This is a genomic window from Virgibacillus salexigens (assembly GCF_014905415.1).
GTDB lineage: Bacteria > Bacillota > Bacilli > Bacillales > Amphibacillaceae > Virgibacillus > Virgibacillus salexigens.
Window position 1 is genome coordinate 1 of record NZ_BNEO01000007.1, and the last position, 15,777, is coordinate 15,777.

At 37.9% G+C, this 15,777-nt stretch carries 16 protein-coding genes, 1 rRNA gene and 1 other annotated feature; all 17 genes read left to right on the forward strand.

The window, feature by feature from the left end; all coding sequences use genetic code 11:
• The first annotated feature begins 16 nt into the window (after positions 1–16).
• Positions 17–132: ribosomal RNA gene (gene rrf / locus JKP73_RS19535) — 5S ribosomal RNA — on the forward strand.
• 135 nt (positions 133–267) lie between these two features.
• Positions 268–966: an MgtC/SapB family protein gene (locus JKP73_RS19540; RefSeq protein ID WP_021292741.1), complete on the forward strand. Its 699-nt coding sequence runs from the start codon at positions 268–270 to the stop codon at positions 964–966.
• A gap of 212 nt (positions 967–1,178) precedes the next feature.
• Positions 1,179–1,646, forward strand: a complete 468-nt coding sequence (locus JKP73_RS19545; RefSeq protein WP_021292740.1) for a CtsR family transcriptional regulator — start codon at positions 1,179–1,181, stop codon at positions 1,644–1,646.
• Positions 1,647–1,662: 16 nt separating this feature from the next.
• The gene (mcsA, locus tag JKP73_RS19550) at positions 1,663–2,211 is read left to right on the forward strand and encodes a protein-arginine kinase activator protein McsA (RefSeq protein ID WP_021292739.1); all 549 of its coding nucleotides are present in this window, start codon (positions 1,663–1,665) and stop codon (positions 2,209–2,211) included.
• Positions 2,208–3,272 carry a protein-arginine kinase McsB gene (gene mcsB, locus JKP73_RS19555; RefSeq protein ID WP_021292738.1) on the forward strand — a complete coding sequence of 355 codons (1,065 nt, stop codon included), beginning with the start codon at positions 2,208–2,210 and terminating at the stop codon, positions 3,270–3,272. The genes mcsA and mcsB overlap by 4 nt, the downstream gene beginning before the upstream one ends.
• 17 nt (positions 3,273–3,289) lie before the next feature.
• The gene (clpC, locus tag JKP73_RS19560; protein ID WP_021292737.1) at positions 3,290–5,716 is read left to right on the forward strand and encodes an ATP-dependent protease ATP-binding subunit ClpC; all 2,427 of its coding nucleotides are present in this window, start codon (positions 3,290–3,292) and stop codon (positions 5,714–5,716) included.
• Positions 5,717–6,093: 377 nt separating this feature from the next.
• On the forward strand, positions 6,094–7,467 hold the full coding sequence (gene radA / locus JKP73_RS19565; RefSeq protein WP_160807642.1) for a DNA repair protein RadA: 1,374 nt from the start codon (positions 6,094–6,096) through the stop codon (positions 7,465–7,467).
• A gap of 173 nt (positions 7,468–7,640) precedes the next feature.
• On the forward strand, positions 7,641–8,744 hold the full coding sequence (locus tag JKP73_RS19570; RefSeq protein ID WP_021292735.1) for a PIN/TRAM domain-containing protein: 1,104 nt from the start codon (positions 7,641–7,643) through the stop codon (positions 8,742–8,744).
• Between the two features lie 208 nt (positions 8,745–8,952).
• Positions 8,953–10,422, forward strand: coding sequence for a glutamate--tRNA ligase (gltX, locus tag JKP73_RS19575; RefSeq protein WP_038245932.1), 1,470 nt, complete (start codon positions 8,953–8,955; stop codon positions 10,420–10,422).
• 42 nt (positions 10,423–10,464) lie between these two features.
• Positions 10,465–10,689, forward strand: a binding site (T-box leader).
• 92 nt (positions 10,690–10,781) lie between these two features.
• Complete coding sequence (cysE, locus tag JKP73_RS19580) at positions 10,782–11,426, forward strand: serine O-acetyltransferase (protein ID WP_038246158.1); 645 nt, start codon at positions 10,782–10,784, stop codon at positions 11,424–11,426.
• Positions 11,416–12,816: a cysteine--tRNA ligase gene (gene cysS / locus JKP73_RS19585; RefSeq protein ID WP_200411710.1), complete on the forward strand. Its 1,401-nt coding sequence runs from the start codon at positions 11,416–11,418 to the stop codon at positions 12,814–12,816. Before cysE ends, cysS begins: the two co-directional genes overlap by 11 nt.
• A gap of 1 nt (position 12,817) precedes the next feature.
• Positions 12,818–13,216, forward strand: coding sequence for a Mini-ribonuclease 3 (locus tag JKP73_RS19590; protein WP_021292731.1), 399 nt, complete (start codon positions 12,818–12,820; stop codon positions 13,214–13,216).
• Positions 13,216–13,959 carry a 23S rRNA (guanosine(2251)-2'-O)-methyltransferase RlmB gene (rlmB, locus tag JKP73_RS19595; protein WP_160807641.1) on the forward strand — a complete coding sequence of 248 codons (744 nt, stop codon included), beginning with the start codon at positions 13,216–13,218 and terminating at the stop codon, positions 13,957–13,959. Before JKP73_RS19590 ends, rlmB begins: the two co-directional genes overlap by 1 nt.
• Before the next feature lie 2 nt (positions 13,960–13,961).
• Positions 13,962–14,471 carry an NYN domain-containing protein gene (locus JKP73_RS19600; protein WP_021292729.1) on the forward strand — a complete coding sequence of 170 codons (510 nt, stop codon included), beginning with the start codon at positions 13,962–13,964 and terminating at the stop codon, positions 14,469–14,471.
• Positions 14,472–14,596: 125 nt separating this feature from the next.
• Positions 14,597–15,232 (forward strand): RNA polymerase sporulation sigma factor SigH, encoded by a 636-nt coding sequence (gene sigH, locus JKP73_RS19605; RefSeq protein ID WP_038246152.1) that lies wholly within the window; start codon positions 14,597–14,599, stop codon positions 15,230–15,232.
• Between the two features lie 72 nt (positions 15,233–15,304).
• Positions 15,305–15,454 (forward strand): 50S ribosomal protein L33, encoded by a 150-nt coding sequence (gene rpmG / locus JKP73_RS19610; RefSeq protein WP_074436695.1) that lies wholly within the window; start codon positions 15,305–15,307, stop codon positions 15,452–15,454.
• Between the two features lie 95 nt (positions 15,455–15,549).
• Positions 15,550–15,717 carry a preprotein translocase subunit SecE gene (secE, locus tag JKP73_RS19615; protein ID WP_021292727.1) on the forward strand — a complete coding sequence of 56 codons (168 nt, stop codon included), beginning with the start codon at positions 15,550–15,552 and terminating at the stop codon, positions 15,715–15,717.
• Positions 15,718–15,777 lie beyond the last annotated feature (60 nt).

Consider the following 15,777-nt stretch of genomic DNA (forward strand, 5'->3'; position numbering starts at 1 on the left):
TTATTTTTAAGGAATGTCTGGTAGCAATAGCGGAGAGGTCACACCTGTTCCCATGCCGAACACAGTAGTTAAGCTCTCCAGCGCCGATGGTAGTTGGGGCTTTGCCCCTGCAAGAGTAGGACGCCGCCAGGCCATTTCATAAACTGACCGTAAGTACTACGGTCAGTTTTTTGTTTATATAGACTAAGGTTTTTAAGCATATATATGGTGGGCATACCATATTTTGATATATATTATTTTATAAAATAAAACAGGAGGTGCGAAAATTTGGAGGAAATCCTAGATGACTTATTAGGTGAACATTTCTATCTCATTATGACACGTGTGTTAATTGCACTGGTTTTATCTGGATTAATTGGATTTGAAAGAGAGATTAAGAATCATTCAGCGGGTTTTCGCACACACATCTTAGTTGGTGTGGGTTCTTGTTTAATGATGCTTCTTTCGCTATTTGGTTTCGAATCATTTATGGAAGAATATGATCAAGTTCAATTTGACCCAGCGAGAATTCCTTCATATGTTATTAGTGGGATCGGCTTTCTTGGAGCGGGTACGATTATTGTTTATGGTGGAACCATTCGTGGTTTAACAACTGCTGCTTCTATATGGACCGTAGCTGGACTAGGTTTAGTAGTCGGAGCAGGAATGTACGCAGCAGCTGTTTTTACAACGTTGATTATTTTATTGAGTTTAATTTTTCTTAATAACTTTGAGCGATTGTTTAGACGTGGTGGCAGCTCGAATTTAATACAAATTGTTACATTACCTGGTTTACATGTAAATGAAGTTGTTGCTGCTTTTGAAAAATTTAATTTAACAATAAAAGAAGTAGAGATCATCAAAATAGAAAATGACTTGCGAAATATATTTATTAAAATCGAAAAAAAGCCAGACTTAGATCGTATATCATTATTCGAGGAGATCTCAAAGGTTGATCATGTTAAAAATATCACGGAACTTAAATAAGAAAGACTACAAAAAGAACCTTACAACATACAATAAGTTGTAAGGTTTTTAAAAAATTTAAGGATGATACCACTCTTAGGTTTTGTATCTTTGTTTTTTGTCAAAAATAAGCTTAGACAATGTATTTGCATCTTTAGTATTTTGCCGTATAATAAAGGTATAGTCAAAGATAGTCAAAGTCAAAGGATAATAATCTAAAAGGGGGTGGGCATATGAGTAATATATCAGATATAATTGAAAATTATCTAAAGCAAATACTCCAAGCAAAAGGGAAAAATGTAATTGAAATAAAACGAAGCGAGATTGCTGATCAATTTCAATGTGTCCCCTCACAAATTAATTATGTGATTAACACTAGGTTTACCGTGGAAAAAGGATATATAGTTGAAAGTAAACGTGGAGGCGGTGGATATATTCGAATCATGCGAGTTATTCATCAAGATAAATCGGATCTAATTGATGAGATTATTAGTATGGTCAATCCAACCGTCTCGCAACAAAAAACCATAGATGTCTTAGAAAGGTTATTAGAGGAACAAATTGTTACGCAGAGGGAAGCAAAGATTATGCTTAGTGCAATAGGAAGAGAAACGCTAGCTTTCCAACTGCCATTACGTGATGAGATCCGTGCACGCATATTAACTTCTATGCTTCGTACGTTAAAGTATTTAAATAAGTAAAGGGGGTAATCAGAAAATGAAGTGCCAGGAATGTCATGAGCGACCTGCGACACTCCATTTTTCCCAAGTAATTCAAGGGAAGAAAATGGAAGTCCATGTTTGCAATGTTTGTGCAAAGGAAAAAGGGTATATGAATTATCCTGAAGATGGTTATTCCTTGCATCATTTGTTATCTGGACTCTTTAACTTTGATACATCTAATATTGCAAGCGCACAAGGAACTACTTACCAGCAGGTAAATGAATTGCAGTGTCCAAAATGTGAATTGACTTTTTCTGAATTTAAACAGATTGGTAAATTTGGGTGTGCAGTCTGTTATGAAACGTTTAATGAACGTCTTGACCCTATTTTTCGCCGAGTACATGCAGGAAATACAAAGCATAATGGTAAAATACCGAAACGTCAGGGTGGGGACTTGCATAAAAAGAAACAGGTAGAAGCTTTAAAAGATCAATTAAAATCCTTAGTTGAAAATGAAGCGTTTGAAGAAGCTGCAAAAGTCCGAGATAAAATTAAAGCATTGAATCAAGACCAGGATAAGCCAGAGGCAGGTGATCAGTCTTGACTTTACAACAGTTTATGAATGAAGCGCTTAGCCCGTGGATGAGAAAAGAAGGCCCAGATAGCGATATTGTATTAAGCAGTCGGATTCGGCTTGCTAGAAACTTTGCAAATGTAGCTTATCCTATTCTTGCTGATCCAGATCAATTAGAAGAAATTCGCAATTTCTTTAAAGAGAAATATGAGAATCAATCTTTTGAGGAATATAAACAGTTTGCTTTTATCTCTATTCGAGATTTATCATCAGTAGAAAAACGGGTATTAGTAGAAAAACATTTAATTAGCCCTTTATTGGCAAAATATTCCGAATCAGCAGCCACTTTAATATCAGAAAATGAGCAAGTGTCATTAATGATTAACGAAGAAGATCACATTCGAATGCAATTATACTTCCCAGGTTTTCAGCTATCCAAAGCACTTAATAAGGCTTTTGAATTTGATGATTGGCTAGAAGAGAAAATTAATTATGCATTTGATGAAACAAGAGGGTATTTAACCAGCTGTCCTACAAATGTGGGTACCGGTATGCGTGCTTCTGTTATGATGCATCTTCCTGCACTCGTTTTTACAAAGCAAATTAATCGTATGATTCCAGCAATTAATCAATTAGGTTTAGTAGTTCGCGGAATCTATGGGGAAGGCAGTGAGGCTCAAGGTAATATTTTTCAAATTTCTAACCAAATAACCCTTGGAAAGTCGGAAGAAGATATTGTTGAGGATTTGCAAAGCGTGGTACAGCAGCTTATTGAGCATGAGCGACATGCACGGGAACAGTTAATGGATCAAATGCGTACAAAATTAGAGGACCGGATATGTCGTTCATATGGTGTACTAGAATATGCAAGAATTATTGAATCGAAAGAAGCTGCTCAATGTTTATCAGATGTTCGATTAGGGATAGACTTAGGATTATTAGGAAATGTTTCTCGAAATATATTAAATGAATTAATGATACTTACGCAACCAGGATTCTTACAACAATATGCCAAAAAAACGTTGACAGCAAATGAACGTGATGTGTTACGAGCGTCACTCATTCGCCAGCGATTAGAATTAGAGAAATAGATAGGAGGAATTATTATATGATGTTTGGACGTTTCACTGAAAGAGCACAAAAGGTACTAGCGTTATCACAAGAAGAAGCTGTACGACTTGGACATAATAATATTGGTACAGAACATATCCTTTTAGGACTTGTCAGAGAGGGCGAAGGGATAGCTGCTAAAGCCTTGCAATCATTAAACCTTGAAATATCTAAAATTCAAGAAGAGGTGGAGAAATTAATTGGAGTTGGCAAACAGCCAATGCAGTCGATTCACTACACGCCTCGTGCCAAAAAGGTTGTGGAACTTTCACAAGACGAAGCAAGGAAACTAGGGCATTCCTATGTAGGTACAGAGCATATTTTACTGGGACTTATCCGAGAAGGCGAAGGCGTTGCGGCACGCGTATTGAATAATTTAGGTGTTAGCTTAAATAAAGCGAGACAACAGGTGCTTCAATTGCTTGGAAGCAATGAATCACAGACAAATCGTCAAGGTCGTGGTCAGCAATCCAATGCAAATACGCCTACATTAGATTCATTAGCTCGTGATTTAACTGTAAGTGCAAAAGAAGGGAATATTGATCCGGTTATTGGACGTAGTAAGGAAATCGAAAGAGTAATTCAAGTTTTAAGTCGCCGGACAAAAAACAATCCAGTACTAATTGGAGAACCTGGTGTTGGGAAGACAGCTGTAGCAGAAGGGTTAGCCCAACAGATTATTAATAATGAAGTTCCGGAAATATTACGCGATAAACGCGTGATGACCCTGGATATGGGTACAGTAGTTGCAGGAACAAAATACCGTGGTGAATTCGAGGATCGGTTAAAAAAAGTGATGGAAGAGATTCGCCAGGCAGGAAACATTATTCTGTTTATCGATGAATTACACACATTGATCGGTGCTGGTGGGGCAGAAGGAGCAATTGATGCTTCCAATATACTTAAACCATCTTTAGCTCGTGGAGAACTACAATGTATTGGTGCTACTACATTGGATGAGTACCGTAAATATATTGAAAAAGATGCTGCTCTGGAACGTAGATTCCAGCCAATCCAAGTAGATGAGCCGACATTAGAGGAAACCGTTCAAATATTAAATGGTTTACGTGATCGTTATGAAGCGCATCACCGTGTAACGATAACAGATGAAGCAATAGAAGCAGCTGCTAACCTATCTGATCGCTATATTACTGATCGTTTTCTCCCGGATAAGGCAATTGATTTAATTGATGAGGCTGGTTCAAAGGTTCGTTTACGCTCTTATACCGTTCCACCAAACCTAAAAGAATTAGAACAAAAACTTGAAGAAGTCCGAAAAGAAAAGGATGCAGCTGTGCAAAGTCAAGAATTTGAAAAAGCGGCATCGCTTCGTGATTCAGAACAACGTCTTCGTGAAGAGTTAGAAGAAACAAAGAATGAGTGGAAAGAAAAACAAGGCCAAACCGATTCAGAAGTCACCATCGAAGATATTGCTAGTGTTGTTTCTACCTGGACTGGTGTGCCTGTTTCGAAATTAACCAAAGACGAAAGCGATCGATTATTAAATATGGAAGGAATACTACACAATCGTGTAATTGGGCAAGAGGAAGCTGTAAATGCTATTTCCAAAGCTATTCGAAGAGCACGTGCTGGATTAAAAGATCCGAAGCGGCCAATTGGTTCCTTTATTTTCTTAGGCCCTACTGGTGTTGGAAAAACAGAATTGGCTCGTGCCCTAGCAGAAGCAATGTTTGAAGATGAAGATGCTATGATTCGAATAGATATGTCGGAGTATATGGAAAAACACGCTACTTCTCGCTTAGTTGGTTCTCCTCCAGGATACGTTGGTTATGACGAGGGAGGACAATTAACAGAAAAGGTACGTAGAAAACCATATTCTGTTGTTCTATTAGATGAAGTAGAGAAGGCACATCCAGAAGTATTTAATATTTTATTACAAGTGTTGGAAGATGGTCGACTTACAGATTCTAAAGGGCGGGTTGTAGATTTTCGTAATACCGTCCTAATCATGACTTCTAATGTAGGTGCAAGCGAATTAAAACGAAATAAATATGTTGGCTTTAATCTTGAGGAGGAAGGCCAAGAATATAAAGATATGAAATCAAAGGTGATGGATGAGATGAAAAAGTCATTCCGTCCAGAGTTTCTTAACCGAATTGACGAAACCATTGTATTCCATTCCTTAGAGAAAAAGCATATGAAGAATATTGTAACCTTAATGGTAGAGCAGTTACAACGACGCCTTAAGGGCCAAGATATTGATTTCTCACTAACAGATAAGGCAGTTGAAAAAATTGCTAATGAAGGATTTGATCCAGAATATGGCGCTAGACCACTTCGTCGTTCCATCCAGAAAAACATCGAAGATTTATTATCAGAAGAACTGCTTAAAGAAACAATAACAAAAGGTCAAAAAGTGAAAATAGGTTTAAATAATAAAGGGGAATTTATTATTCTTCCTTAAATCCTATAAGGAAAAATGGTCTTCATGAGAGTAAGGTGCTCTTATGGAGACCCTTTTAGATATACTTTATAAAAAATGCAGAATGGAAGAAATGCCCTAATCGTATAACGTTCATCCGCACCATATGGTATGTTAAAATAGAAAAGAAAGATGAAATTCAAGTAGCTACGCTTCAAAACATATAAACTTCTTATTAAAGTGAAACCGATAGGCATGTAGAAACTCCATTGTAATTTCCCTCAAAACTATTCATTACTGATATGCCAGTCAACTAAATTGTGGCAAGACTATGGAAATATTTGATTAAATTGATAGGAACCTGTAACTTTCTTATTGCTAAAATCGTTTATAATAGATAAGTGAAGGGGTAGAGGAATTTGGCGAAACGAAAAACAAAATATGTTTGTCATGAATGTGGGTATGAATCCGCCAAATGGATGGGTAAATGCCCTGGTTGTAATAATTGGAATACATTCATTGAAGAAATTGAAGTTACTGGCGGCAGACATAAACAGTCTTTCCAAACAGGAGCAAGATCTGTTGGTAAACCAGAAAAGATTACGTCAATTGAAACAAAAGAGGAGCCAAGGATCACTACAACGATGAAAGAGTTCAATCGTGTACTAGGTGGTGGAATTGTTCCGGGATCTTTAGTACTTATTGGTGGTGATCCTGGTATAGGGAAGTCTACCTTGTTATTACAGATTTCATCGCATTTAGCGGATAAACAATTGCCAGTTCTTTATATTTCAGGTGAGGAATCGACAAAGCAAACAAAACTAAGAGCCGATCGCTTAGGTGTTAAATCAGGCTTATTATATGTGCTAGCGGAGACAAATTTAATGGATATAGCCAATCAAATAGAAGCAGTAAAGCCTTCTTTTGTGGTGATTGATTCCATACAAACCATCTTTCGCGAAGAAGTCTCAAGCGCACCGGGAAGTGTTTCACAAGTACGAGAATGTACATCCGAATTGATGAAGCTTGCAAAAACAAATGGAATTCCAATATTTATTGTGGGACATGTAACCAAAGAAGGGGCTATTGCTGGTCCCAGACTATTAGAACATATGGTTGATGCTGTGCTCTATTTTGAAGGAGAACGTCATCATACGTATCGGATATTACGCGGTGTGAAAAACCGGTTTGGCAGTACGAATGAGATGGGTATCTTTGAAATGAAAGAGGAAGGATTACGAGAAGTACTAAACCCCTCTGAGATATTTTTAGAAGAACGTTCACAGGGTGCTGCTGGATCAACTGTTGTTGCATCGATGGAAGGAACTAGACCTGTACTTGTTGAAATACAAGCATTAATATCTCCGACTGCTTTTGGAAATCCACGTAGGATGGCTACTGGTGTGGATCACAACCGTGTTCCGTTATTAATGGCAGTATTGGAAAAGCGTGTTGGACTAATGCTTCAGAACCAAGATGCTTATATAAAGGTTGCTGGAGGCGTGAAATTGGATGAACCAGCTATTGATTTAGCAATAGCTGTAAGCATTGCTTCTAGTTTTCGAGATCAACCTACAAAACCAGATGATATTTTTATAGGTGAAGTAGGCTTAACAGGCGAAATTAGGCGTGTGTCTAGGATAGAACAACGTGTTCAGGAAGCAGCGAAGCTTGGATTTAAACGGGTAATTTGCCCAAAAAATAATTTAGACGGTTGGACAACCCCTGATAATATTGAAGTCATTGGTGTTAATTCGGTACAAGAGGCATTGAATTTAGGTGTAAGTCGATAAATGGAATAATATTTATTGTAATATGTTTTTTTATTTGATATAATAATATGTTTATATATTTGAATTAGGATGATAGCTATGCTATGCTTTAATTGACATTATAATATTTTATTACTTTCGAAGGATTATTTTTTTTGAACCTCGGCAATAATATAGGTTAGGAGGTGGCAGTGGTGCTGAAAAAGATAGTTCATTTATTCTTTATTATATTAGGCGGTACCGTTGGGTATTTATATGTCCCTGATATCTTGACTTTATTAGATTTTACAGATGCAAATTGGGTGTTTTCACCATATGTAGGAACGGTAATTGGTGCAATTATTTTCTTTCTCCTTTCATATTGGCTTGTTGATTATATTGTCGGTTTTTTAAAGTGGGTAGAAGAAGCGCTTATAAAATTGCCTGTTGGTGATCTGTTTTTTGGAAGTTTAGGTTTAATGGCAGGATTAATTATTGCCTTTTTAGTTAATATACCATTAACGGATATTAATATTGAATTAGTATCTCAAGTACTTCCGTTGTTTACAACAATATTGCTAGGTTACTTTGGTTTTCAAGTTGGGTTTAGAAGAAGAGATGAATTTTTAAACTTATTGAATATCAATAAAAAGGAACGTGAAAAACGCAAGCCGGCTGAAAATGAGCAGCAACAAGTTTCTGCCATTTCACCGAAAGCTAAAATTTTAGATACGAGTGTTATCATTGATGGGCGTATTGCTGATATTTGCCAAACAAATTTTTTAGAGGGGACCATTGTAATCCCTCAGTTCGTTCTAGGTGAATTGCAGCATATTGCCGATTCATCCGATGTGCTAAAAAGGAATAGAGGCCGTAGAGGGCTTGATGTATTAAACCGTATCCAGAAGGAATTGCCTGTTAAAGTGGAAATTTACGAAGGTGATTTTGAAGATATACATGAAGTGGATAGTAAACTTATTAAGTTAGCAAAAGTAATTGATGGCATCGTTGTGACGAATGATTTTAATTTAAATAAAGTCTGTGATTTACAAAGTGTGCATGTGTTAAATATCAATGATTTAGCGAATGCGGTTAAACCAGTTGTTTTACCTGGAGAAGAACTTGTCGTCCAAGTCATTAAAGACGGTAAAGAACACAATCAAGGTATTGCTTACTTAGATGATGGTACTATGATTGTGGTTGAAGAGGGTAGAGATTATATTGGCAAAACCATAGAGGTATTAATTACGAGTGTGTTGCAAACATCTGCCGGTCGAATGATATTTGCTAAACCAAAATTACTTGAAAAAGCACTGTAAAAAAGGTATAACTTATAAAGGATAGATAAAGTGATAACATCGATTGTTATCACTTTTGTTATACTGAAGAGGGAAGTATAATTTTATTTAGAAATCATCTTAGACTATCACCGCAGTTAACGCAGGATGTAACGTTGCCTGTGCCATTAAAGCCGGATGAGTCTATTAGTTACTTATTTTATGTATTGATATAGAAAGGGGCAGAACCATGACAAACCAGGTTCGAGTACGTTATGCGCCAAGTCCAACTGGTCATTTGCATATCGGGAATGCACGTACAGCATTATTTAACTATTTATACGCCAAACATTTTAATGGGAAAATGGTCATTCGAATAGAAGACACAGACGATAAAAGAAACGTAGCTGGTGGGGAAGAAAGTCAGCTCAAATTTCTAAAATGGCTCGGTGTTGATTGGGATGAGGGAGCAGACATAGGTGGTGATTATGGCCCTTATCGCCAAATGGAACGACTTGACATCTATCAGAAATATGTAGACGAACTCTTAGAGAGGGGTTTAGCATATAAATGTTATATGACAGAAGAGGAATTAGATGAAGAAAGAGAGGAGCAGCGTGCAAAAGGACAAGTTCCTAAATATTCAGGTGCACACCGTGATTTAACAGCCGAACAGATTGCAGTGTTTGAAGAGGAAGGGCGTAAGCCAAGCATTCGTTTCCGTGTACCAGATAATACGACGTATACGTTTATGGATGTGGTTCGTGGCAAGATCACATTCGAATCCAGTGATTTTGGTGATTGGGTCATTGTAAAGAAAAGCGGAATACCTACGTATAATTTCGCAGTTGCCATTGATGATCATTTAATGGAAATTACAAATGTTTTGCGTGGGGAGGAGCATATCTCGAATACTCCGAAACAAATGATGGTTTATGAAGCGTTTGGTTGGGAGCCGCCACAGTTTGGACATATGACGCTTATTCTTAATGAAGAGCGAAAAAAATTAAGTAAACGTGACCAACATATTTTGCAATTTATTGAGCAGTATCATAATCTTGGGTACTTACCAGAAGCTCTCTTTAATTTCATTGCCTTATTAGGCTGGTCACCAGTTGGAGAGGAAGAGATCTTCGATAAAGAAACATTGATTTCTATTTTTGATCCAGAAAGACTTTCAACGTCTGCCGCAATATTTGATCGTCACAAATTGAAATGGATGAATAATGAGTATATAAAAGCAGCAGATTTAGGGGATGTAATTGAACTTGCAATGCCGCATTTAGTGGAAGCTGGTAAGCTATCAGCAAATATGGATGCAGCTACAAAGGAATGGGTAGAAAAGGTAATTGCGCTTTATAAAGATCAATTAAGGTATGGTGCGGAGATCGTGGAGTTAACCGATATGTTCTTTAATAAAGAGATCGCTTTTGATGAAGGTGCGATGGATGTTCTGCAAGAAGAACAAGTTCCAGAAGTGTTACAAGTATTCACAGATAAGCTTATCCACTTAGAGGATTTCTCAAAAGACGCTATTAAAGCACAAATCAAGGCAACGCAAAAAGAGACCGGACACCGCGGTAAACGTTTATTTATGCCGATTCGTGTAGCAACAACAGGTCAAACGCATGGTCCAGAGCTTCCGATGGCAATTGAATTACTGGGAAAAGAAGATGTGGTTGCTCGTCTTGATCAAGTTTTAAATAAATTAGATGCTTAATAATTCACATTCCGCATAATATATAATATAGTATTATTACAATATGGAACGATGAAGAGGGAAAGTAGGAAGTAACCCGCTTATACAGAGAGAATCACCTAGGCTGCGAGTGGTTTTAAGCATTGTTTCCGAAGTGCTCCTCAGAGTCTGTTATGGAAATTAGTACATAACGGCGGTTCTCTACCGTTATAAGAGCTAAGTTGGTAGGGGTTTGTGCTCTTTTCTCCCCCTTCAAACAGAGTGGAACCGCGCATAAGCGTCTCTGTGTATTGTACACAGGGACGCTTATTTTTGATATAAGCACTAGATATACAAATGTTAACGGTGAGGAGGATACGAAATTGGGGATATGGAAGCGGATGAGAGAAGATATGGATGTAGTTTTTGAGCAAGATCCGGCAGCACGAACGTATATCGAAGTTTGCCTAACCTATTCAGGATTACATGCCGTGTGGTCTCATCGCATTGCACATGCTTTTTATAAACGGAGAATGTTTTTTATTGCCCGTGTGATATCACAAGTGAGCCGTTTTTTAACTGGAATTGAAATCCACCCAGGAGCGATCATTGGCCGCCGTTTGTTTATCGACCATGGCATGGGGGTGGTCATAGGGGAAACATGTGAAATAGGAGATAATGTAACCATCTTCCAGGGAGTGACCTTGGGCGGTACTGGTAAGGAAAAAGGGAAGCGTCATCCTACCGTTAAAAACAATGCATTAATTGCAACTGGTGCCAAGGTGCTTGGGTCCATTACGATCGGTGAAAGTGCAAAAGTAGGTGGTGGTTCCGTGGTACTCCGAGATGTACCAGATCATGCTACTGTTGTAGGAGTTCCAGGAAAAGTAGTTAAGCAAAATGGGGAAAAAGTAAGAAGAGATCTGGACCATCATAAGATGCCGGATCCTGTTTCCAACCGCTGTGAATATTTACAAAACGAAATAGATGCGTTAAAAGGTGAAATTGCAGAATTGAAGGAAGGGAAAAAACATCATGTCGATTAAAATTTATAATACACTTACTCGCCAAAAAGAAGTATTTAAACCCTTAAATGAAGGCAAAGTAAGCATTTATGTATGTGGACCTACTGTATACAATTACATCCATATAGGCAATGCTAGACCGGCTATTGTGTTTGATACCGTTCGACGTTACTTTGAATATAAAGGTTTCACTGTTGATTATGTACTTAATTTCACAGATGTGGATGATAAATTAATTAAGGCTGCAAATGAACTAGGGGAAGAAGTGCCGGAGGTTGCAGGCCGATTTATTGATGCTTATCTTGAAGATGTTGGTGCGTTAGGAGTGAAGAAAGCAACAAGAAACCCACGTGTAACGGAGACGATGGATGATATTATTCAATTCATAGAAAAGCTTATTGAGAAGGGTTACGCATACGAGGCTGAAGGTGATGTATATTTTAAGCCTCGTCAATTTGATGGGTATGGTAAGTTATCACATCAATCCATTGATGAATTGCGGGCAGGTTCTCGAATTCAAGTTGGAGAAAAGAAAAAGGATCCATTGGATTTTGCTCTTTGGAAACAAGCAAAGGAAGGAGAAATAGCTTGGGATTCTCCTTGGGGCAAAGGGCGTCCAGGGTGGCATATAGAATGCTCTGCTATGGTAAAGAAATATTTAGGTGATACCATTGATATTCATGCTGGCGGACAAGATTTAGCATTTCCTCATCATGAAAATGAAATAGCACAGTCGGAAGCAATGAACGGAAAAACATTTGCTAATTATTGGATGCATAATGGATATATTAATATAGATAATGAAAAAATGTCTAAATCACTAGGGAATTTTGTGCTAACGCGAGATTTAATTAATCAGCATGATCCGCAAGTACTTCGTTTCTTTATGCTCAGTGTACATTATCGTCACCCAATCAATTTTACAGAAGAGTTGCTTAAGAGTGCAGAAAACAGTTTGGAAAGAATTACAACAGCATATGATAATCTTGCACATCGTAAAGCTTCCAGCATGGACTTAGTTGACCATAAAGATAGATGGATGGAAAAAATATCTAAATGGAAGCAGCAATTTGAAGATGAAATGGATGATGACTTTAATACTGCAAATGGAATATCAGTGCTTTTTGATGTTACAAAAGAAGCAAATGTTTATTTGCAATCACATCAAACATGCAGCCATGTAATTGAAGCATTTCAAGAGACGATACAGTCTTTCTTAAATGTGTTAGGTATTGAAATAAAAGAAGACCAGCCGTTACTTGATGAAGATATTGAGGCATTAATTGAAGAGAGGAATGAAGCTAGAAAAGCCCGTAACTTTGAACGAGCAGATGAGATTCGTGATATGCTAAAGGATAAAAATATTCTACTAGAGGATACACCTCAAGGAGTACGATGGAAGAGGGGCTAATATGAAGGACGATGTGAAACAGATGAAAAGCTTAGCCCTTGCTTATATGGGAGATGCTGTCTATGAAGTGTATATTAGGGAGCATCTCTTGCAACATGGTCAAGTAAAGCCGCAACAATTACACAAAGAAGCAATTAAATACGTTTCAGGGAAAGCACAGGCAAATGTTGTCATGCAGTGGTTGGAAATAGGGTATCTCAGTGAGGAGGAACAACGGGTAGTAGCTAGGGGCCGAAATGCGAAGTCTGGTTCGGTTCCTAAGAATTTAAGTGTCCAAGCCTATCGTTATAGTACAGCATTTGAAGCACTCATCGGGTATCATTACTTGTCAAAACATCAAGCGCGTCTGGATGAACTAATAGAGGATGCCATTAAAGTTACAGAAAGGAGTGAGGCTTAATGGATCAAGAATTAATTATCGGTAAGAACCCGGTGATAGAAGCATTGAATTCGGGTCGGTCAGTTAATAAAGTGTTAATTTCGGAACAATTGAATGCGACCACACAAGGTAAAATTATTCAATTCGGTAAAACTGCAGGGACAATTGTACAGAAAGTGCCAAAGCGTAAATTAGATCAGCTATCCAATGGTAATCATCAAGGGGTGGTTGCCTATGTAGCTTCCTATAGCTATGCTACGTTGGATGACTTGTTCCAGAAAGCACAGGAGCGGTCAGAATCACCTTTCTTTATCATCTTAGATGAATTGGAAGACCCTCATAACTTGGGTTCTATTCTCCGTTCTGCTGATGCTGTGGGAGCACATGGGGTTATTATTCCTAAACGTCGCTCCGTAGGATTAACAGCAACCGTTGCTAAAACTGCGGCAGGTGCAATTGAGCATATTCCGGTAGCTAGAGTGACCAATATTGCAAATACAATTGATGAATTAAAAGATCGCCATATATGGGTGGTTGGGACAGAAGCAAATGCGACGGAAGACTACAGGAAGCTGGATGGTACATTACCGATTGCGATTGTGATAGGTAACGAAGGAAAAGGGATGAGTCGTTTAGTTCAAAAGAAGTGCGATTGGACGGTCAGCCTTCCGATGAAAGGAAAAGTTTCCTCTTTAAACGCGTCCGTTGCCTGTGGGCTACTATTGTACGAGGTTTATCGCAAAAGGTTTCCTGTTGGTGAATAAAGATGATTGTAGTAATTGTTGATGGATATAACATAATTGGAGCATGGGAAGAACTTCAGAAACTAAAAGAGAAAGATGTTGGACAAGCTAGAGATCGCTTAATCGAACTAATGGCAGAATATCAAGCTTATTCGGGGTATCGAGTGATTGTTGTTTTTGATGCTTACTATGTTAGAGGAATTGCCAGTAAACTAAAGGCATACGATGTGGAAGTTATCTTTACTAAAGAGAAAGAAACAGCTGATGAATGTATAGAGAAGCTAGTAAAAGAAGTGAAAAACATTCAAACCCAAGTGTATGTTGCAACTTCGGATTACGCTGAACAACGTACAATATTTGGTAGTGGAGCTTTACGAAAGTCGGCAAGAGAGCTATTTATAGAATCGAAAAATATAGAAAAAGAAATAGAAGCAACAATCGATCTGCATCATAAAACCCAGGCTCATACGAAAATTGAGTTGGACCAAGCCGTTCTGGAAAAATTTGAGAAGTGGCGAAGGGGAGAAATGTAAAAATAGGGTTAAACCGCATCATTCTCCTCTTTTGCTGTGTTGACGATTATAAAGCGCTTCCTGTATAATAAGTTTTAAATTGACTGCGTGGTAGTCAGGGGGTCATCTTGGTGAGTGCCAACCATATGGAGATTGACGAGAAGCATTTGAGTATGTTGGATGATGAGGGGATATTGCAGCTTATCCATCAAGGAAATAGTCAAGCGCTGGATTATTTAATACATAAGTATAGGAATTTTGTACGGGCAAAAGCTCGAACCTATTTCTTAATAGGCGCTGATAAAGAGGATATTATTCAGGAAGGGATGATTGGCCTGTATAAGGCGATCCGTGATTATGACGGGGACAAGCTATCGTCTTTTAAAGCTTTTGCAGAATTATGTGTTACTAGACAAATTATTACAGCGATTAAAACCGCCACTCGGCAAAAGCATATTCCTCTTAATTCCTATGTATCTTTGGACAAGCCAATTTATGATGAAGAGACTGACCGCACTTTATTAGATGTGATTGCAGGATCAAAAGCCATAGACCCGCAGGAGCTTTTGATAAATAGAGAGAAGTTTGGGGATATGGAACTAAAATTATCAGAATTGTTAAGCGAATTAGAGAAGAAAGTGCTTCATCTTTATCTGGACGGCAGGACGTATCAGGAGATATCTGTGGATCTTAACCGGCATGTGAAGTCTATTGATAATGCGCTTCAACGAGTGAAGCGCAAATTAGAGCAGCTCATAGAAGGGAATGAGCTTACACATTAGGAGATATATTGACACGATATTGCAAGCGTGCTAGAGTTGATAGTAGATTATTCCCTCGTTTGAGGTGACGTTATGAACAAAAAGATAACTTTGGCATGTGCAGAATGTTCAAGTAGAAATTATACCACACATAAGAATGTATCCACACAACCTGCACGGCTGGAAGTGAAAAAATACTGCAAAGTTTGCGGTAAGCATACGCTGCACCGTGAGACGAAATAGACTCCGATGCGCTGAATATAGTATGGGGTTAGCTAGTAAGGGTCAAAAATAGATAAGGTGACCCACGATTTTCAGGTTAGGTAGGGGGTACAAGTATGTTTCGTTTCTTAAAAAATGTTTCAAGAGAAATGAAAAAAGTTAGCTGGCCAAGCGGCAAGGAATTAACTAGTTATACAATTACGGTTATTACAACAGTAGCTTTCATGGCATTATTTTTCTTTTTAATTGATCTTGGAATTACACAAATTTTGAATCTGTTATAATATTGATTGAATATTTATAGGATAAATATGCTATAATGAAGAATAATATACGACTTTTTA